11 protein-coding genes are annotated in these 20,730 nt (G+C 48.4%); 5 read left to right on the forward strand and 6 right to left on the reverse strand.

From position 1 onward, the window contains the following. Positions 1 to 182 precede the first annotated feature (182 nt). Positions 183 to 1,475 (forward strand): phosphoribosylamine--glycine ligase, encoded by a 1,293-nt coding sequence (gene purD, locus I2I11_RS03175; RefSeq protein ID WP_196266190.1) that lies wholly within the window; start codon positions 183 to 185, stop codon positions 1,473 to 1,475. 98 nt (positions 1,476 to 1,573) lie between these two features. Here purD and I2I11_RS03180 read toward each other — a convergent pair whose 3' ends face one another. Beyond that, complete coding sequence (locus tag I2I11_RS03180; protein ID WP_304608339.1) at positions 1,574 to 1,987, reverse strand: BrxA/BrxB family bacilliredoxin; 414 nt, start codon at positions 1,985 to 1,987, stop codon at positions 1,574 to 1,576. Positions 1,988 to 2,418: 431 nt separating this feature from the next. Between I2I11_RS03180 and I2I11_RS03185 the strand changes: the two genes are divergently transcribed. Continuing rightward, positions 2,419 to 2,760, forward strand: a complete 342-nt coding sequence (locus tag I2I11_RS03185) for a hypothetical protein (protein WP_196266192.1) — start codon at positions 2,419 to 2,421, stop codon at positions 2,758 to 2,760. A 275-nt stretch (positions 2,761 to 3,035) separates the two neighbouring features. Here I2I11_RS03185 and I2I11_RS03190 read toward each other — a convergent pair whose 3' ends face one another. The 5 genes from I2I11_RS03190 to I2I11_RS03210 all read right to left on the reverse strand — a co-directional run bounded on the left by I2I11_RS03190 (position 3,036) and on the right by I2I11_RS03210 (position 11,155). Next, positions 3,036 to 5,294 carry a glycoside hydrolase family 20 protein gene (locus I2I11_RS03190; protein WP_196266193.1) on the reverse strand — a complete coding sequence of 753 codons (2,259 nt, stop codon included), beginning with the start codon at positions 5,292 to 5,294 and terminating at the stop codon, positions 3,036 to 3,038. Positions 5,295 to 5,320: 26 nt separating this feature from the next. Further along, positions 5,321 to 6,643, reverse strand: coding sequence for a sugar MFS transporter (locus I2I11_RS03195; protein WP_196266194.1), 1,323 nt, complete (start codon positions 6,641 to 6,643; stop codon positions 5,321 to 5,323). Between the two features lie 68 nt (positions 6,644 to 6,711). Continuing rightward, on the reverse strand, positions 6,712 to 7,581 hold the full coding sequence (locus I2I11_RS03200; protein WP_196266195.1) for an ROK family protein: 870 nt from the start codon (positions 7,579 to 7,581) through the stop codon (positions 6,712 to 6,714). 143 nt (positions 7,582 to 7,724) lie between these two features. Continuing rightward, positions 7,725 to 9,644 carry a glucosamine-6-phosphate deaminase gene (gene nagB / locus I2I11_RS03205; RefSeq protein WP_196266196.1) on the reverse strand — a complete coding sequence of 640 codons (1,920 nt, stop codon included), beginning with the start codon at positions 9,642 to 9,644 and terminating at the stop codon, positions 7,725 to 7,727. A 260-nt stretch (positions 9,645 to 9,904) separates the two neighbouring features. Then, the gene (locus I2I11_RS03210) at positions 9,905 to 11,155 is read right to left on the reverse strand and encodes an ROK family protein (protein ID WP_196266197.1); all 1,251 of its coding nucleotides are present in this window, start codon (positions 11,153 to 11,155) and stop codon (positions 9,905 to 9,907) included. Between the two features lie 444 nt (positions 11,156 to 11,599). On the opposite strand from I2I11_RS03210, the gene I2I11_RS03215 reads away from it, so the two are divergent. The 3 genes from I2I11_RS03215 to I2I11_RS03225 all read left to right on the forward strand — a co-directional run bounded on the left by I2I11_RS03215 (position 11,600) and on the right by I2I11_RS03225 (position 20,497). After that, on the forward strand, positions 11,600 to 14,920 hold the full coding sequence (locus I2I11_RS03215; protein WP_230679857.1) for a SusC/RagA family TonB-linked outer membrane protein: 3,321 nt from the start codon (positions 11,600 to 11,602) through the stop codon (positions 14,918 to 14,920). 27 nt (positions 14,921 to 14,947) lie between these two features. Beyond that, positions 14,948 to 16,708 (forward strand): RagB/SusD family nutrient uptake outer membrane protein, encoded by a 1,761-nt coding sequence (locus I2I11_RS03220; RefSeq protein WP_196266198.1) that lies wholly within the window; start codon positions 14,948 to 14,950, stop codon positions 16,706 to 16,708. A 324-nt stretch (positions 16,709 to 17,032) separates the two neighbouring features. Next, positions 17,033 to 20,497, forward strand: a complete 3,465-nt coding sequence (locus tag I2I11_RS03225; protein WP_370582908.1) for a VCBS repeat-containing protein — start codon at positions 17,033 to 17,035, stop codon at positions 20,495 to 20,497. Positions 20,498 to 20,730 lie beyond the last annotated feature (233 nt).

The raw sequence follows: 20,730 nt of genomic DNA on the forward strand, positions 1-20,730 counted from the left end.
GCTGTTTTTTTATCAGCAAAAATAAAAATCGCTGCACGAAAGGCAGCGATTTTTATTTTTGGGCAAAGTATAAAACATACTTTGTGCTGCGAGAGCAAGTATAAATTTATAACTTCGCAGCAACGTTCTGTACACAACAGCAGAGCACAACAATTAATAATCAGCCATTAACAACCCAAACCATGAACGTTCTGATTATCGGATCCGGAGCCCGAGAGCACGCCATTGCCTGGAAACTGCGCCAAAGCCAATACTGTGAGCAGGTTTTTGTGGCCCCCGGCAATGCCGGCACAGCAGCCTTCGGCACCAATGCCAGCATCGACATACATGACTTTAACGAACTGGCAAAATTTGCCTGCGACTTTAACATCATGATGCTGGTAGTAGGGCAGGAACACGCGCTGGTAGAAGGCATCCACGATTTTTTTCAGGGTTCGGAGTATCTGAAACATATTCTGGTAGTCGGTCCGAAGAAGGCAGGCGCCATGCTGGAAGGCAGCAAAGATTTCTGCAAAACGTTTTTGCAGAAGTATAATATCCCCACGGCACGTTATCAGACGTTTACGGAAGCCACTTTCAGGGAAGCCACGGCCTACCTGCGTACGCATTCGTATCCGGCTGTTATCAAAGCCGATGGCCTGGCAGCCGGTAAAGGCGTAATCATCGCCCAGGATTTTGAAGAGGCTGTTGATGCGCTGGAAGATTTGCTCCGCAACAAGCGGTTTGGCAACGCCAGCAGCAAGGTAGTGATAGAAGAGTATCTGCACGGCATTGAAGTATCGGTATTTATACTTACCGACGGCAAAGAATACGTGCTGCTGCCGGAGGCGAAAGATTACAAGCGCATTGGCGAAGGTGACACCGGCCTGAATACCGGCGGGATGGGCGCCATTTCGCCGGTGCCGTTTGTTGATGCCGCCTTTATGGATCGGGTAAAAGAGCGCGTAATAATGCCGACCCTGCGCGGCATGCAGCAGGAAAAGATGGATTTCTCAGGCTTCCTGTTTATCGGGCTGATGAACGTGAACGGCGAGCCTTACGTGATAGAGTACAACGTGCGCCTCGGCGATCCGGAAACAGAAGCCATACTGCCGCGCATAAAGTCTGATTTGTTTGAGCTGTTCAGGGCGCTGCACGATCACAAGCTGGGCGAGTTTGAATTGGAGGTAGATCCGCGCACAGCAGCTACCGTATTCCTGGTGTCGGGCGGCTACCCCGAAGGCTTTGAAAAAGGCAAAGAGATAAGCGGCCTGGAGCAGGTGCCGGCAGATGTACTGGTATTTCATGCGGGTACCAGGATGGAGGAAGGGAAGTTAGTGAGCAGCGGCGGTCGCGTGATTGCCGTTACCGCCCTGGCAGACAGCCAGGAGGCGGCGCTGGCCAAAGCAAACGCTGCCGCCGAAGCCATTAGTTGGAAAGGTCGTTACTACCGCCATGACATTGGTTTCGACCTGAAACCTGCCCGCCTGGTATAGGTATACAGTATAAAGCACAGGTATAAACCTTGCGTATAAGTATAAAAGAGAAAAGGCCGGTAAATTTACCGGCCTTTTCTCTTTTATACTTTGCCTGTTTAGCAATACGCCTCGAAAGCGCCTTGCAGGTTGTCGACAATGCGGTGCAGTTCGTTGCCTTCAATGTGATAACGCTCAATCATGTGCACCAGCTCGCCGTTTTTAAACAGGGCAATAGATGGGGATGAGGGCGGATAGGGCAACATGTGCTCGCGCGCAGCGGCCACGGCGTCCTGCTCCATGCCGGCAAATACGGTTACCAGTTTTTCAGGGCGCTTGTCGGTAGCGGCTACGGCCATTTTTAGGGCCGGGCGGGCTTTAGAGGCTGCGCAACCGCATACAGAGTTTACAGCCAGCAACACAGTTCCCTCGGCTTTTAAGGCTTGCTCCACTTCTTCAGGTGTGGTTAATTGCTCAAAACCGGCAGAGGTCAGATCCTCGCGGATAGGAGCAACCATATATTCAGGATACATTCCCATGATTATCAGAATTTAAGGTAAAAGATATAACTGCAAAATTAATAAAAATCCTGCACAAAAGACAGCATGCACCACCGAGACAGTAAAAGTATAGATAATGAGTATATTTAATATATAAAATATTTCATTTTTAGAAGATATTTCGATAACAGAAAACTCTTTGTGTTGTATGTAGGTATACGCAATCCATGGGTGAACGGCCCTTAGGCAGAAGCTGAATTATCTATACGGAAGGTAAACGTTTAGCAAAAGAATTTAATGCGAACAAGGTATAATTGTAAGATTTACACTTACCGAAGGGTTGTCTTTTCCAAAGGCGATGATTAAAACATAGAATTCCATGCTATAGGTATAGCATCAGTAAAAATATTTTTATCAGCAGGATAAATTTTGAGAATTCTTTAAGAGCAGTATATTTTATTATCATGAACAAAAACACATCTCCGCAACAACAGGCTGTTGCGCGATATTTCTTCTTAAAAACGAAGGAAAATAAAATACGGGAACTGATTGTGGTGCTTACCAGCAACTCGCAGACAGTACAGGTGCCCATGCGCGAGGAAGATCTGGAACTACAGAGTTTTTACGAACGCGGCATGACGCCACAGGAAGTAGCAACTGCCGAGAACAACCAGATGTGGAAGATTTTTAATACCTGGAATGCGCTTATATCCGATCACCAGAAGATGGGCGTAAACCAGGAATTATTGAATGAGTTGATTCACTATCGGAACCAGTTTGCCCTACAGGAAGAGGCGCTTGCCTAAGCCTGCTATACTATAAAACTCAAGTTGCGATTTACCAGCGGTGGGCTATCAAAATCAGATATTAACCCATTCCTGTAAACCGCAACTTGAGTTATGTAAATCAGAATACAGAATTAAATGCAGGAGCTAAGTATAAAAAGGCCTCTCAGCGTATTGCTGAGAGGCCTTTTTATACTTGTGGGAACCGCCTGACAAAGTTCCTCTATACCTTCAATATTTCCTTACCGGATAATGAATGGTAAATCAGAAGTCCAGGAGCTGTTTCTTTATCTGCTTTAGTTTACCTCAATCTCATCCAGAAACAGCCATGCTTTTTCGCCGGCGCCCCGCTTGCCTTCCGGCACGGTTTGCGTGTTTTTTACGGCCACTTTCACGAAGCGTATGGTGGCAGGAGCAAAGTCTACTTTCATAATTGCCTTAGGGCCTTCTACCTGCGACACAGAATCGGCAGCGCCTAGCGGCTTAAACGTTTTGCCGTCGGCAGAGCCGTATACTTCCACGGCTTTTGGCGGGTATACGTAGGTGCCGCCTGAATTAAGGGCGTGCACCACCACGTTGTTGATCTGTTGTGCTGTTCCCAGATCTATCGTAGCCTCCACGTTGCCGCCTTCGTAGCCGAGTGTTTCGGGGCCGCGGCCGCCACTTTTGCTGATGATGCCATTGTTCAGCGTAAAAGCACCTTTGCCTGCGAATGTCTCGGAGGGCGGCGTGCTGAGCGTAATTTCTTTTCCGGTGGCTTTGCTAAAGTCCAGCTTCACAGTTAGCGAATCTACTAATTTGCCATCCTTATAGTACAAACCCGTTACCTGCGAGGTCTGGTTTAACACAAGCGGGGCTGTATAGCCTGTTTCGGCCTGCTTGCCTTTGATGGTATAAACCAGTTTACCCAGATCCTCTTTTGCATCAAACTTTACAGTGATGCCCTGGTGGTCTGCTGTGGGCAAAACATCTGCATTGATGTCGTAATAAGCGTTGCTGTAGGCAGCGTCCCATAGATCATAGCGTTTAAACTGGGTGAGCAGCCTTCTTTCGAAATCATGCCAGTCCTTCTTTTCCGGTGCTGTCCACAGTGCTTCGCTTAGGGCGCTCATCCTCGGGAAAATCTGGTATTCTACTTTCGCCGGGTTGCTCATGTATTCTGTCCATACATTGCCTTGGGCGCCCATTACATACTTTGCCTGCTCCGGCGTTAGTTCTTTGGGTACGGGCTCGTAGCTGTAGGTTTTTTCTACACTTGTATAGCCACCAATGGTAACGGAGTCTTCGCGGGCGCTCTGGGCATGGTCAAGGTATACATGCGAGCCGGGCGTCATGATGACCTTGTGGTGTTGCTGGGCAGCGGCAATGCCGCCTGCTTCGCCGCGCCAGCTCATCACAATAGCGTTCGGAGCCAGTCCGCCTTCCAGAATCTCATCCCAACCGATAATGGTGCGGCCTTTGCTGTTGATGTATTTCTCCATACGCTGGATAAAGTAACTCTGCAACTCATGCTCGTCTTTCAGGCCTTCTTCTGCTATTCTTTTCTGGCAAAGCGGGCATGTCTTCCAGTTTGCTTTCGGGCTTTCGTCGCCGCCGATGTGGATGTATTTAGACGGGAAAATCGCCAGCACCTCGTCCATCACATCCTGCAGAAACATAAAGGTAGAATCTTTACCGGCACAGTATACATCATCAAAAACGCCCCAGGTGCCTTCTACTTTATAAGGACCTGTGCCGGGGCAGCCTAACCATGGATAAGAAGCCAGAGCGGCACTGGCATGGCCGGGCATTTCTATTTCCGGAACTACCGTAATGTGTCTGTCAGCGGCATATTTTACAATCTCTCTGGCCTCGTCCTGGGTATAAAAACCACCGTAACGGGTTCTGTCAACGTCCGTGCCGGGATAACGGCCAATGATGGTGCTGTCGCGGTAAGCGCCTACTTCTGTTAGCTTAGGATATTTTTTGATTTCAAGCCGCCAGCCCTGGTCTTCGGTCAGGTGCCAGTGGAAGTAGTTCATCTTGTGCAGCGCCAGGTAATCAATATACTTCTTTATAAAGGAGATTGGGAACATGTGGCGGCCTACATCCAGGTGCATCCCCCGGTAATCAAAGCGCGGCACATCCTGTATGGCTACTGCCGGAATCACCAATGCCGCGTTCTTTTCAACGGGCAGCAGCTGAATTAGGGACTGCAGGCCGTAAAAAGTGCCGGCATGTGTAGCGCCTTCTATGGACACACCATCTTTGGTTACATCTAACGTGTAAGCATCTTTTGCTGTCTCGCCTGATGGCTTGCGCGTGCTGAAACGGATGTAGTCTTTCTTTCCTTTCTTTTTAATGTCCAGTTTAAAGCCATACACCTGCTGCAGGTAATCGTTCAGGAAGTTGGCAGCATCGCGGTCGTCTTTGTCCTTTACTGCTATTACCGTGTTTTTGGTGATGGTAAAGTTGCCCGGTTTCACCTGCACATTGGCCGGCTTGGGAATAATATTAATATCCTGCGCTGTCGCCATGTGGGCCAGTAGCAAAAACAGGAAAACTAACTTCTTCATGTAATCTGATTTTTAGGAGGATTAAATTATAAAGGAAGACTGCCTGATACCGGTTGTGATGTCCTGATTTTGTGCCCGGATGTGGCAAAGTATAAGATGACGAGGTAGCAGGGCACCATAATCCAGTAAGCCTGCTGTGGGTTAATGGTGTCGGCCAGCCAGCCATACAGCAGCGGCAGCACGGCCCCGCCGGCAATACCCATAATGAGCAGCGAAGAGCCTATTTTGGTGAAGCGGCCCAGGTCTGCAATGGCCAGGGGCCATATAGCCGGCCACATCAGGGCATTGGCCAGGCCCAGCAGCGAGATGCACATAACAGACATATAACCTTCAGAGAAAATGGCGACAAGCGCGAGCAGTATACCCAATACCGCCGACACTTGGAGTGCCTTTGCCTGCGATATATACTTTGGTATGGCGAATATGCCGATGACGTAGCCTACCAGCATGGCAATCATAGTATAAGTTGTAAAGATTTTCGCATCCACGAGATCAATTCCTTTGGAGGCCCCGTAGCTGATAACCGTGTCGCCTGCCATTACTTCCACGCCCACGTACAGGAAAAGCGTAAAGGCGCCCAGCAGCACGTGCGGGAACTGGAAAACGCTGCTCTTGTTGGTGTTGGCCGAGGCGACAGTTTCGTCTTCTTCGTCGGTGTCTATCTCCGGCAGGGCCGAGAATGATACCAACACTGCCAGTACCACCAGCACACCCGCCATCACCAGGTAAGGGGTGATCACTTTCGTGGCCAGGGCATCCAGTTCTATTGCCTGCTGTGCTGCGCTCATACCGCCCAGGCTGTCCATCAGCGCATCAGCATTATCTAATATAATCGCGCCCAGAATGAATGGTGCGAGTGCGCCGGCCACTTTGTTACAAATACCCATAATGCTGATGCGCTTTGCCGCACTCTCGCGGGGGCCCAGTATGGTTACGTACGGGTTAACGGCTGTTTGCAGCACAGCCAGGCCGGTACCCTGCACAAACAGGCCGATCAGGAAAAAGAGGTAGGTACGCGTCATGGCGGCCGGAATAAAGATAAGGGCGCCCAAGGCCATCACGCCAAGCCCCACTGACATTCCTTTCTTGAAGCCTGTCTTCTTTAAGACCCAAGCCGATGGGATGGCCATCACCAGGTAAGCAACATAAAAAGCAAAAGCCACTAGGTACGATTCAAAGTTGTTGAGTTCGCAGGCAATGCGCAGGTATGGAATCAGCACGGAGTTGAGCCATGTTACAAAGCCGAATATAAAAAAGAGTGCCCCGATAATCAGCATGGAGCGCACAGCGCCCCCGCCCTGTGAGGCTGTAGGTACCTTTTGGTCTGTTACTAACGATTTTTGTGCCATGCTAATTACGGATTAAGTAGTATAGTTTAAAGTTTAGGTTATCTGCTGTTCAGTAAAGTATAGACGTATCAGACGGAGGCCATTTTAGCGGTGCTTGCCATCCGGAAAAGAGCCGCAGCGCCCCGGAGTGCGGCATTGTCGAGAGCGGAAGGCTCGATGACCAGGTGCTCCGTTATGCGTTTGAAAGGGAACTCCTGCACACGCCTGCGCATGGCCTTTTCAAAAAGAGGGAAAGATTTGCTGATAGAGCCTCCCAGAAAAATAGCTTCCGGCGAGAGTGTATACAAGACCAGGTTGATGACGTTGCCCAGGTGCTCTCCATAGGCTTCAAATGCCTCTAAGGCTACTTTATCGCCTTTTTCGGCACGTTTTTTCAGGGTGCTTCCTTCTGTGCCATACTTGCTTCTAAAGAACTCACCGCCACAATACGACTCAATATTTGCGTCTAAGTATGGAATGTGGCCGAACTCGCCTGCCCCCGAGAATGCACCGGCATACATGTTGCCATTGGCAATAATGCCCGCACCCAGACCTGAACCCAGCGTGATGCCCACCACATTTTTGTAGGCCTTTGCTTTGCCGTATACTTTCTCGCCCAGCACAAATATATTCGCATCGTTGGTTAAGTATACAGGCACCTCAAACTGATCTGCCATGTACTGCTGCAGGTGTACTTCTTTCCAAGAGGGGATGTTGATAACATCATACACAATGCCGGCTGTATCGTCCACCAGGCCGGGCACGCCGATGCCGATACCTGCTACCTGGTCGTCCATCAGCTGTGCAATGCCACTTGCTATTTCTGCTAAAACAAAATCCTCAGCGGCCTGAGCCGGCGTAGGTAAGAGCACCTCGGCTACGATAGTTCCATCCAGTATGGCTCCTACATGGATTTTGGTTGCACCGATGTCTACGCAAATAATCTTTTGGTTTTTCATATGTATTTATCAGGAGCTACAGCTTCCGCAGCTCATCCCATGTTTCTGTTACCATATCCGCTACAGCTACATTGCCGGTCATACTGCAAGTATAGGTATGGCCGAAGCAAAAGGTATAAGTATAAACCTAAGTTTTTTCAAGGTTAGAACCTATACCTGACAAAAGCTTCCATCGCCTCGTAATCTGCCAGGCCCAGGTCGTCATAACGTTTAGCTGTTTCGCGGTTCCGTTCTTCTGCCCGCACCCAAAACTCGCGCGCGTCATCTCCCGGGAATACGGGCCTGTCTTTTTGCGACTGGTGTTTAAAGATAGCATTTCTTTTGCGCTCCACTTCCTGTGGCGACAGCGGTACGGCCATCTCTATTTCATAAGTTTCAAACTCGTGCCAGGCGCCTCTGTACATCCATATCCAGCAGTCATCCACCCAGCTTTCTGTTTCACGGAGCCTGCGCAGGGCCTCCAGTACTATCCTGAAGCAAACCACATGGGTGCCATGCGGGTCGGCAAAATCGCCGGCCGTAAATACCTGGTGCGGCTTTACCTCGCGCAGCAAATCCATAGTCAGTTCTATATCCTCGTCTGTTACAGAGTTTTTCCTTGTTTTGCCTGTTTCATAAAAAGGCAATGCCATAAAGTGGATATGATCATCTTCCAAGCCGGCGTAGCGTGCACCTGCAATGGCTTCGCTTTTGCGGATAAAGGCTTTAACGTTGCGCACTTCCTGTGTATCAGGCTGGTTAGGCTGTTTTGTTTCCACGAAGCTGCGCATTTCGTCGTAGATGCGCTGGAGGCGGTAGCTGTCTTCCCCAATGCTCTTGTCAAAGTCAACGGCAAACTCCATATAGCGCAGCACATCGTCGTCCCATACAGCCGTGTTGCCGGATGTCTGGTAAGCCACGTGCACGTCGTGCCCCTGGTCTACGAGGCGCATAAAAGTGCCGCCCATTGAGATAACATCATCATCAGGGTGCGGCGAGAAAATGATAATGCGCTTGCGGGCAGGTTCGGCACGTTCCGGGCGTTGCGAGTCATCGGCGTTGGGTTTGCCGCCGGGCCAGCCCGTGATCGTGTGCTGCAGCTTGTTGAAAATGTGGATGTTGATGTTGTAAGCCGGCCCTTTTTCGGTAGCCAGCTGTGCCATGCCGTGGGTATTGTAATCCTCTTCCGTAAGTTTCAGAATAGGTTTCTTCAGGGTATCAGATAGCCAGATAACAGCTTTTTTAGTAAGCTGCTCATCCCAAATGCAGTCTTTTACCAGCCAGGGCGTGTTAAAGCGTGTCAGTTCTGCGGCGGCATCTGCATCGAGCACGAACTCTACGTTATCGGATAGTTGCAGGTAGGTGGCAGGTACCTCGCTTGATATTTCGCCCTCTACCGCTTTCTTAATGATAGGCGCTTTTTTGCCGCTCCAGGCCATCAGGATAATTTCGCGGGCTTTAAAGATGGTGCCGATGCCCATGGTAATGGCTTTGGTAGGCACGTTTTCCTTACCGCCAAAGTCGTGGGAGGCATCGCGGCGCGTAAGATCATCAAGGGTAACGAGGCGGGTACCCGAGTTGGGCGCTGAACCAGGCTCGTTAAACCCGATGTGGCCGGTACGGCCTATACCTAAAATCTGTAAATCCAGCCCGTTTAATTCTCCTATTTTGTGCTCGTAGTCCAGGCAGTAAGCAGCAATGGCCTCTTGGCTGAGTGTACCGTCAGGTATGTGGATGTTTTCCTTTTTGATATCGATGTGGTCGAACAGGTGCTCCTTCATGAACGTAACATAGCTCTGCGGCGCTGTCGGGCTCATGGGATAATACTCGTCGAGGTTAAAAGTGATAACGTTCCGGAAACTAAGCCCTTCTTCGCGGTGCATGCGTACCAGTTCGGCATATACTTCTATGGGCGTAGCACCCGTGGCAAGACCTAAAACAGCGTGCCCGCCAGCCTGCTGCTTGCCCCGGATAAGATCTGCTATGCGCCGGGCAACCCTGACTGAGGCTGTATGCGCATCAGGGTATACCGTTACCGGAAGTTTTTCGAAGCGTGTTTCTTCAAGTAGATTTAATCGAGCCATAGTTTATTAAAGTATAATTTAAGTTCATCGTATGTGGCCAGACAAAAGAGAGTGTTGCATTGCCTGATTGTTTAGTGGTTAATTGCTCGTTGTTTAATAGTTTATTGTTGAAAAGGATTGTCGCCACAGAATTGTAGAGATAAAAAAGAACACTAGATAAGGCTAAAATATTTATTTGTGATACCCTAAGCTATTAGTTCTCTGTCATATTTTTTCTCTTGCTTATACTTGCCCAGCCGCTTCACAGTATCTGCCAATCGTTAGCGCGCCAGTTCTATCTGGCTTTCAAAAATATTTTCCATCACGGTAGCCACAGACCCCAGTATACCTGCATCTTTACCCAACTCCGACAGCGCTATACTTGTCGTTTCGCGCAGTTGTGTCATGCAGTAAGTGTTGATAGACTGCTGTATAGGTATGGTGATGTACTGTTCTGCCTCTGCAATCTTTCCGCCCAGAATAATTAGTTCCGGGTTAAAAAGCTGGATGAGGATGGCGATGCCCTTGCCCAGGTTTATACCCGTTTCAGCTAAAATGTTGATGGCATACTGGTCGCCCTGGTTAGCGGCATCTATGATTACGCCGGGCTCTATCTGCTCTATCTCCTGGTCAGATAACTTGTTCAGCAGGGAACTCTGGCCCGACTTAATGCCTTCTTTGGCCTTGCGTGCCAGCGCTATACCCGAGGCCACGGTTTCCAGGCAGCCCCGCTTTCCGCAACTGCACAGTGCGCCGTCTTCTACCAGCGGAATATGGCCAAACTCACCGGCAAAGCCGGAGGTGCCGCTCCGCAGTTTGCCATCCATGATAATACCCAAGCCGATACCCCAATCCATCGAAATTACCAGCACATCTTTTTTATTATGCGCCAGTCCGAAGCGATATTCGGCTAACGTGGCGCTTTTTACGTCGTTCTGGATGTAAACCGGCTTTTCGAACTTCTGCTCCAGTATTTGCTGCAGCGTATCGTCCTGTTGTTGCGTGCGCAAATAAGTATAGCTGGTGCCCGCTCCGGCCGCAACCAGGCCAGGCATGCTGATACCGATGCCCATAAGTTTATCCGGGTTAATGCCGGAGGACTCGATTAAATCGCTGGCGTATGTGTAAAGCTGTTCAATGGCGCTTAAATCCTTTGAAATCTGGAAAGTATAAGTATAAATACCGGAGATATTATTGTTGTTATTATCAAAAATAGCTATTCTGGTTTTAAAACGCTCCATGTCGATGCTCAGAACGAACAGCGAATTGTCCTTAAGCCCATACAGGTCCGGTTTGCGGCCGCCCACAGATTTGCCGCGGCCCTGTTTCTCTACCAGGCCTTCGGTCATCAACTCATTCAAAAGCCCCATGGAAGTTGGCGAACTGATATTAAAACGGCTGCATAAGTCTGTATTGGTTTTTGCGCCCTTTACATACAGGTGTTTGATGATCTTAATCTTTTGTAAATGCTTCTTCCGGTCAATAGTAGTCAGGCTTTCGATATAGCGGCTTTCTGTTAACAATGAACCCATCCCTTTCTGTAAATTTCTTCAAATTGAATATATTATTTCTTAATTCCAAAGACTTTTATAAAAAAATAAGTTAATTATTTAAGGTTGGCTAAGTTTTTTGTCTTAAATCTCTCAGTTAGCGCTTCTTTTTATCTCTCGCCTGAGTGTTGTTGTAAATTTTAATATTTTTTGTAATTAAAGTTTATAATGAATGGATTTTATCATTTTTTATTCTAATATTTGGAGACTACAATCCGGTTAGTAAGTAATCACCGTAGCTTCAGGAGTAAATTGTTCTTCAGGGCTTAAAGGCTTGTTTGCTTTGATATAAGAGTAGAAGCTTGCCAGCCCTCTGATGTTATTGCTGACAGTATTGGTAAGTGAAACTATACCCGGGTAAGTATTGCCAATTTATATTAAAGTTTCCCAACATTAAACAACAATGCCAACATCAAACAACAACGTATGAAACAGAATTACTTTAATGCTTGGATGTTTGCCAAGAGCAGCCATTCGAGAACTTTGCCACAGAAGAAGGTGCTCGCCCTTCTGGTGGCAGCTGCGTGTTTAGCGCAGAGTCCGGCCCAGGCCGGAACCACTACTTTCGGCACAACCGCTTATAGTGCAGCGGCTGTGGTGCAGGGAACAGAAGTTAGCGGGAGGGTAACCGGTGACGATGGTCAGGGGGTGCCGGGCGCCTCGGTGGTAGTAAAAGGCACTACTATAGGTACCGCCACGGATGTGAACGGTAATTTTACGCTTAGCGTGCCGGCTGGCAGCAACACCCTGGTTATTTCCTTTCTGGGGTACAAATCGCAGGAAGTGTCGATTAACAACCGGACTACTGTTAATGTAACGCTTGCTACTGATACCCAGGCATTGCAGGAGGTGGTAGTAACGGGTTATGCCACGCAGGAAAAGAAGGATTTAACAGGGGCCGTGGCTGTAGTGGATGTGAGCGAAATGACCAAGCAGCCGGAAGCCCAGGTGACAAGCATGCTGCAGGGCCGGGCAGCGGGTGTAACAGTGCTGGGCTCCGGGCAGCCGGGTGCGGCGCAGCAGGTTAGGATACGCGGCTTCAACACATTTGGCAACAACAGCCCCTTGTATGTGGTGGATGGAGTGCCTACCCAGAATATTAATGACATTAACCCCAACGACATTGCCTCCCTGCAGGTGCTGAAGGATGCCGGTTCTGCTTCTATCTATGGTTCCCGTGCCGCTAACGGTGTGATTATTATTACTACCAAAAGAGGCAAGGAGAAAGTAAAGGTAGAATACGACGGGTATTACGGTACGCAAAGGCCGCCGGAAGGGAATGTGTGGGATTTGGCTTCTCCGCAGGAAATGGCTGAGCTGAACTTCCGTGTTGCACCAAATCAGACATTGTATGGCACAGGTGCAACTCCTGTTCTCCCGGATTACCTGGCTGTGGGTAATAATACCGGCCTGAAGGAAGGCGATCCGGCAGTAGATCCTTCTCTCTATAACGTAAATCCTTTTTATACAGGTGGCAGCGGAGAACTCGGGTCTTTCTACCGTATTGTGCGGGCAAACAAAGAGGGCACCAACTGGTTTGAGGAAATTTTCGATCCGGCGCCTATTCAGAGCCATAACGTAGCTGTAAGTGGCGGCGGCGATATGGGAAATTTTTACTTCTCGGCAAATTATTTTAATCAGCAGGGGGCCTTGATTAATACCTACTATAAGAGGTATACCGTGCGGGCAAACAGTACCTATAATGTGAGCAAGAATATCCGCGTAGGAGAGAACCTGGCGTACTCCATTATTGATAACCGGCAGATTGGCGGAGGTGAAAACCCTATCAACATGGCTTATCGTGAGCAAACTATTATCCCGGTGTACGATATCATGCATAACTTTGCCGGCTCGTTTGGTAATGGACTGGGGAACGCCAGGAACCCGGTGGCGCAGCTTACCAGAATCGGCAATAACAACTCGTTGGGCAATCGCGTCTTTGGTAATGCGTTCGCTGAAGTAGACTTCCTGAACAACTTTACGGCCCGTACAAGCTTCGGGGGCGAGATGTACAGTGGTTCCGGCAGGTCTTTTGATTTTCCGGAATATGAAAATGCGGAAAATAATACCTTTAATCAGTTCAACCAGAGTGCCAACAATGGCTACAACTGGACCTGGACAAATACAGTGTCCTATAAGAACACCTTCAACGACATACATGATCTGAGTGTGGTGGTTGGAACCGAGGCTTATAATAATTTCTGGAACAACGTAGGTGGCTCGACGCAGGGTTACTTCTCTTTTGATCCAAACTTTACCACACTAAGCACAGGGTCAGGAACACCGACAAATTATAGCAGCAGGGGCGAAGATGCACTCTTCTCTTTAATCGGACGAATAGACTATAACCTAATGGATAAATATCTATTGGGGCTGGTTATTCGCCGCGATGGCTCTTCTCGTTTCGGGGAAGAAAACCGCTATGGCGTATTTCCGGCGGTAAGTGCCGGCTGGCGTATATCTGAGGAGTCTTTTATGCAGGATGTAGCCTGGATTACAGACCTGAAGATCCGCGGAGGCTATGGTGTAATGGGCAACCAGTTGAACGTGGACCCAAATAATGCCTTCACTACGTATGGTTCAAGCAGGAGTGTTTCTTTCTACGACATTGATGGTACTAACAGTATCACGCAGGAGGGCTTCAGAAAAAGCCGTATCGGCTACCCGGGTGCTAAATGGGAAACCAACATAAACAGTAACATAGGTATTGATGCCACCTTGTTCAATGGCAAGATAGATGTTACAGCCGATTATTACGTGAAAGAGATACAGGACCTGCTGTTTAACCCGGAGTTTCCGGGTACTGCCGGAGCTGCTACAGTGCCGTTTGTGAATATTGGCCAGATGCGGAACAAAGGATTTGATGTGGCTGTAACCGGGCATATAGAAGCAACCTCAGACCTGAGGTTTGATATAACCGGAACTATCACAACCTATAACAACGAGATTCTGAAGATATCAAATGGCGCTCAGAACTTTGACCTGGAATCTCGCCGCTTTAATGGCAGCAACATTATCCGCAACCGGGTTGGCGATGCTATGAGTTCCTTCTTCGGTTATCAGATTGAAGGCTTCTGGGACAGTGAGGCCGAAATTGTGGAGGCCAACGAACTAGCAAAGGAAGCTCGTAAAGACACTGGAGCTGTATACCAGTCAGACATAGCAGTAGGCCGCTTCCGTTATGCTGATGTGAATGGCGATAGTCTTATTACCCCTGACGACCGAACAATACTGGGAAGCCCTAACCCGGACTTTACCTATGGCCTGAACATTGCAGCCACTTACAAGAACTTTGATTTCAGCATGTTCCTGTATGGTAGCCAGGGCAATGAGATATGGAACCAGGTGAAGTGGTGGACAGATTTTTACCCGAACTTCCTGGGTGCGAAAAGTAAGACTGCTGTGTATAACTCCTGGACTGAAGAAAACCACAATGCCATAGCTCCTATTCAGGAAAACGTAGGCTCCTTCAGTACGACCAACGTTCCTAACTCCTATTATGTAGAGGACGGTTCTTACCTGAGAGCGAAGAACGTGCAATTGGGCTATACATTGCCAGCTGGTTTGATAAGTAAATACGGTATAGGAAGTCTGAGAGTGTATGTGCAGGCCGCTAACCTGTTTACCATAACAAAGTACTCTGGCATAGATCCTGAAATTTCAGGAGGCACAACCGCCTTTGGTATAGACGAGGGTAATTACCCGAACATGCGTCAGTATTTGATGGGCTTAAATGTTTCCTTCTAAAGTGTTTTTATTTTAATATTCTGACAGATGAAAAAAAGGTTTAAATACATAATTTACGGGGCAATGGTGGCTACTCTGCCGCTGTTTACCTCTTGCGATGATGAGTTTCTGGATAAACCTGCCATCGGCGCGCTGAGTGACGATGTGCTGGCCAACGAGGCGGGTGTAGAGAAACTGCTGATTGGCGCCTACGCCGCTCTTGACGGTATAGATATAGGCAACTGGGAAGTGGACCCTACTAACTGGGTTTATGGTAGCGTAGCCGGAGGGGAAGCGCATAAAGGCAGTAATGGTGCAGACCAGCCTGCCATTAACCCCATTGCGACTTTTAACATAGATCCGAGCAATGGCTTTATAAACCTCAAGTGGAGGGCAATGTATGAGGGGATTTCCCGTACAAACTCCGTACTGACTGTGCTAGCCGTAGCAGAAGGCATATCGGAATCAGACAAGCAGCGGATTGCAGCGGAGGCGCGTTTCCTGCGCGGGCACTACTACTTCGAGCTGAAGAAGATGTTTAACATGGTGCCCTGGATTGATGAGACAACCACCGAATTCAACCAGCCGAACAACGTGGACATCTGGCCAAATATCGAGGCAGATTTCAAGTTTGCTTTTGACAACCTGCCAAATACACAGGCAGAGGTAGGCAGAGCGAATAAATGGGCGGCAGCCTCCTATCTGGGAAAAACTTACCTGTATCAGCACAAGTATGCTGAGGCAAAGAGTATGTTTGATCAGGTTATTACATCGGGTGTTACCAGCAACGGGCTTACCTATGGCCTTGTGGACAAGTTCAAGGACAACTGGACTGCCAGCGCTGAGAATAACAAAGAGTCGATTTTTGCTGTGCAGATGGTAGCAAACGATGGTACCAACACCATCGCCAATGCCAACCAGGGGTTAATGCTGAACTTTCCGTACAACAGCCCTTTCCGCTGCTGCGGTTTCTACCAGCCTACCCTGGACCTGGCAAACTCTTATCAGACAACAGCACAGGGCCTGCCCCTGGTAAACAGTTACAACGCTGACCCGCTCAAGACCGACCAGGGAGTAGCCTCTGACAAGCCATTTACACCGGATACGCAACCAGTAGATCCTCGCCTGGACTGGACAGTAGGCCGTCGTGGCATCCCCTTCCTGGACTGGGGTCTTCACCCGGGACAAGCTTGGATTCGTGAGCAGTCCACTGCCGGCCCGTATTCTGCCAAGAAGTTCATCTACTGGCAGTCCACAGCGGATACCTTTTCAGACCAGAGTTCATGGGCTCCCGGCTCTGCTATCAACGTGCTTATCATCCGCTTCGCTGATGTGCTGCTGATGGCGGCTGAGGCCGAGGCGCAGCTGGGTAACCTGGCGCTGGCGCAGGATTATGTGAACAGGGTTCGGGCCAGAGCTGCAAGACCTGAGAACATCGTGCACACGTACGTAGATCCAGCTGAGCCTTTAGAAGGCTTTACTGATAACCCGGCAGCTAACTACAATGTAGCTCCTTACCCGGCAGGTTATTTTGCAGGGCTTGGTAAAGATGCGGCGCTGGAAGCTATTTACTTCGAGCGTAAGCTCGAACTGGCGCTCGAAGGTCACCGTTTCTTCGACCTGGTACGTTGGGGAAAAGCTGCTGAAGAACTCAACGCTTTCTTCGATTATGAGGGAGCCATTCTTCCGGATGTTGAAGGAGGGCGCTTCAAGACAGGCAAAAACGAGTACTATCCTATCCCGCAACGACAGATCGATCTACAGACTATAGACGGAAAATCTGTGTTAACACAGAACCCTGGTTACTAGCGGGCAATTATTCTATATTCTGTTATAGCATATTAAGCTAACAGAGAAGTAAAAAGCCTTCAGAGTCAATACTCTGAAGGCTTTTTTATACTTTAGTCCGGGGTTATAGAGGCAGGATAAAATTCTGCATAACGCCGGTAGTAAAGAACCTAAAAAGCCCTGTCATGGTTTGCGTAGTAGTAAGTGATTAAGCGTCTACACATGCCTCAACTGTTTGCCCTTTATATGATCCGTTCTTTTAATTTCGTCCTTCTTCTTTTACTCCTCTTATCAATTCTTGTGCTGCCGGCATGCCAGCAACAGGAAAAGCATCTTTTTGAAATATTGTCTTCAGACCAAACCGGTATCCGCTTTTCGAATCGCATTACAGAATCGGATACGATGAATGTACTCAGGCAGGAGTATGTCTATAATGGAGGCGGTGTAGGCATTGGTGATTTCAACAACGACGGGCTGCCGGACATTTACTTCACGGGCAACATGGTTTCCAACAGGCTTTACCTGAACAAAGGTAACTTTAAGTTCGACGACGTAACAAATAAGGCTGGTGTAACCGGAGAAGGCAAATGGTGTTCCGGTGTGGCGCTGGTCGACATAAATAATGATGGCTGGCTGGACATGTATGTCGGCGCCACCATGAAAAAGGATTCGCTTAGCCGGGCTAACCTGCTGTACATCAACAAGGGGCCGGGCAAAGACGGCGTACCGGCTTTTACAGAGTCAGCGGCAAAGTATGGCATTGCCGACACGGGTTATACAACCAATGCTGCTTTCTTTGACTATGATAACGATGGTGACCTGGATTTATATGTGCTCATCAGCGTCATTAACAAAGGCGTGCCCAGCACCTACCGTAAGAAGATAACGGATGGGTCTGCCCTGAATACAGACCGGCTTTATCGCAACAACGGAGATAATACTTTTACCAACGTGTCGCGTGAGACAGGGATTCTGATCGAAGGGTTTGGCCTGGGCGTTGCCATCAATGATATAAACCTGGATGGCTGGCCGGATATATACGTAACCAACGACTATCTCTCTAATGATCTGCTATACATCAATAACCAGGATGGTACTTTCACTAACAGGCTGGCAGATTACATAAAGCATACGAGTTCCTCGGCTATGGGAAACAGCGTAACTGACATCAACAACGATGGGCTGGTGGATATTCTGGCGCTGGACATGCTGCCTGAAGATAATAAGCGCCAGAAGATGATGTTGATGGGGAATAATTATGCCGCCTACCTCAACAACGATATCTATGGATACGAACACCAGTACGTCCGGAATACATTGCAGCTAAACCAGGGTATGACGCCTGCAGGGCACCCGGTATTCAGCGAAGTTGGCCAAATGACAGGCCTTTACAGAACTGATTGGAGTTGGGCACCTTTGGTGGCCGATTTTGATAATGATGGCCTGCGAGATGTGATCATCACTAATGGTTTTCCAAGAGACATCACAGACCAGGATTTCAGAGTTTACAGGAATGGGCCCGCCGGCGCAGTTGGAGGCTATAAGTACCTGGCCGACTCCATCCCGGTTGTCAAAATATCGAACTATGCTTATAAAAACAAAGGTGATCTGTCATTTAGCAACGTAACCCAGAACTGGGGATTGGATATCCCTTCTTTTTCGAACGGGGCAGCCTATGCGGATTTAGACAATGACGGGGACTTAGACTTCGTGGTAAACAACATCAACGACAGTGCCCTGGTGTATCAGAACAGCCTTTATACGGCAGAGGCAAAGCCCGTCCGGAATCACTTTTTACGGGTGAAGTTTAAAGGCAAAGCCCCGAACAGCGCTGGATTGGGTGCTACGGCAACTTTATACTATGGCAAAGGCAAAAAACAGTTCCACGAAAACAGTATTTACAAAGGCTACTTGTCTTCAGTAGAAAGTATCGCGCATTTTGGTTTAGGCAATCACCAGACGATTGATTCGCTAAAGGTGGTATGGCCTGGTGGGAATTATCAGTTGCTTAAAAATGTAAAAGCAGATCAGGTGCTGACACTTGACCAGAAGAATGCGCAACAGCTAAACAGTTCTCCAGCGAAAAAGGGTGTCCAGATGCAGCAAATCGCTTTCAGGGAAGTTGCCGGCGCGCTTGGTGTCCGGTATAAGAGCGCCGAAGAGGATGAGATAGATTTTAACTGGCAACGTACCCTGCCGCATAAATTGTCACAGTTTGGGCCGGGCATTGCAGCCGGCGATATTAACAATGATGGGCTGGATGACTTTTATATCGGCGGAGCTGCAGGTAAAGCTGGTGGCCTTTTTATACAAAAGCAGGATGGCACTTTCCGGTTATCAACAGAAAATATTCCGACGGGCAAAACGGGAGAGGATATGGGAGTGTTGTTCTTCGACGCGGATAAAGATAGTGATCAGGATTTATACGTCTCCAGTGGCAGCTATGAGTTTCTGGAGGGCTCAGAACAGCTACAGGATTTGCTATACTTGAATGATGGCAAAGGCAACTTTACACTTGCAAAGGAGGCTTTGCCTGTATTAACAGGAAGTAAATCCAGTGTGAGAGCGGCAGATTATGACAAAGATGGTGACCTCGATTTGTTTGTGGCAGGCCGGGTACTGCCCGGAAAGTACCCGTTGGCGCCACAAAGTTACATTCTGCAAAATCAGGACGGACGTTTTACAGATGTTACCGCATCGGTGAGCCCGGAACTGATGAGCCTGGGCATGGTAACAGATGCTGTATGGTCTGACTTTAACCGTGATGGCAATGTGGACCTGGTTATAGCAGGGGAGTGGCTGCCGATCACTTTTCTTCAGAATACAAAAGGTAAGTTTAAGAACATTACGGCCGCCACAGGGCTTGCAACTTACACGGGCTGGTGGAACAGTCTGGCCGCAGGAGATTTTGACAACGACGGCGATATAGATTATGTAGCAGGTAACCTGGGCCTGAACACCAATTACGTAGCCTCCGCCAGCCAACCGCTGAGTGTGTTTGCAAAAGACTTTGACAGTAACGGAAGCATAGATCCCGTAATGGTCTGCTACCTTAAAGCCGAAGATGGCACCATGAAGCCGTATCCGATGCATGCGCGCGATGATCTGAATGCGCAAATGCCCCGCACCAGAAGCATTTTTCCGCGCTACATTGATTATGCAAAAGCAACCATTGATGAGGTAATACCTCAGGCCGAACGGAAAGGTGCTTTAATGCTGCAGGCAACACATTTCCAGAGTAGCTACATGGAGAACCTGGGGCAGGGCAAATTTAAATTGAAGGTGCTTCCCAAGGCCGCGCAACTGGCGCCCGTTTATGGCATGCAACCCGATGATGTAGACGGCGACGGCAACCTGGATTTGCTCTTGGTTGGTAATGATTACGGAACAGAGGTTTTTACAGGCCGCTATGATGCTTTTACAGGGCTTTACCTGAAAGGAAATGGAAAAGGAGGGTTCCGGCCGGTACCGCTTGCCAGCAGCGGGTTCTTTGTAGACGGGGATGCCAAGGCTGTGGCCCAGGTTTTCAGTGCTAAAGGCCAGAAATTAACTCTTGTCACCCAAAATAACGACAGCTTACGTATTTTTGCGCCTGTTAATAAGGTTAATAATCAAATGAAGGTACTGGCATTGCAACCGCTGGATCATTTGATAATCATTACTTACAAGAATGGTAAAAAGCAGGTTAAGGAACTTTACTACGGCCAGACTTATCTGTCACAATCATCACGTAAACTGAATCTTACAAGCGACATGGCATCGGTACTGGTAAAAGATTTTAGTGGCCATACCCGTAAGGTACAACTGTAATATGCAGTTCTGAAGATTCTTCTTAGCTCAGCTATAGTTTTAACTTGAACTCGATAATTATAATGGTTAAAGTTGCTTCTTTAAGGTATAAATCTATAACTATCAGTTCACGAAGTATCTAAAAACAGGATTGGCTCAAAGTATAACTGCTCCAAAAAAGTTAGAGCCTGCAACCAATGCAGGTAAACCACCGAGCAAAAGATCTATAATGCTTGGTTCTGGCCTGAAATGTA

This window comes from Pontibacter rufus, from assembly GCF_015694705.1.
Classification (GTDB): domain Bacteria; phylum Bacteroidota; class Bacteroidia; order Cytophagales; family Hymenobacteraceae; genus Pontibacter; species Pontibacter rufus.

Coding starts and splice junctions, on each gene's coding strand:
- purD (WP_196266190.1), top strand. CDS start 183: ATGAACGTTCTGATTATCGGATCCGGAGCCCGAGAGCACGCCATTGCC.
- I2I11_RS03180 (WP_304608339.1), bottom strand. CDS start 1,987: ATGTATCCTGAATATATGGTTGCTCCTATCCGCGAGGATCTGACCTCT.
- I2I11_RS03185 (WP_196266192.1), top strand. CDS start 2,419: ATGAACAAAAACACATCTCCGCAACAACAGGCTGTTGCGCGATATTTC.
- I2I11_RS03190 (WP_196266193.1), bottom strand. CDS start 5,294: ATGAAGAAGTTAGTTTTCCTGTTTTTGCTACTGGCCCACATGGCGACA.
- I2I11_RS03195 (WP_196266194.1), bottom strand. CDS start 6,643: ATGGCACAAAAATCGTTAGTAACAGACCAAAAGGTACCTACAGCCTCA.
- I2I11_RS03200 (WP_196266195.1), bottom strand. CDS start 7,581: ATGAAAAACCAAAAGATTATTTGCGTAGACATCGGTGCAACCAAAATC.
- nagB (WP_196266196.1), bottom strand. CDS start 9,644: ATGGCTCGATTAAATCTACTTGAAGAAACACGCTTCGAAAAACTTCCG.
- I2I11_RS03210 (WP_196266197.1), bottom strand. CDS start 11,155: ATGGGTTCATTGTTAACAGAAAGCCGCTATATCGAAAGCCTGACTACT.
- I2I11_RS03215 (WP_230679857.1), top strand. CDS start 11,600: ATGAAACAGAATTACTTTAATGCTTGGATGTTTGCCAAGAGCAGCCAT.
- I2I11_RS03220 (WP_196266198.1), top strand. CDS start 14,948: ATGAAAAAAAGGTTTAAATACATAATTTACGGGGCAATGGTGGCTACT.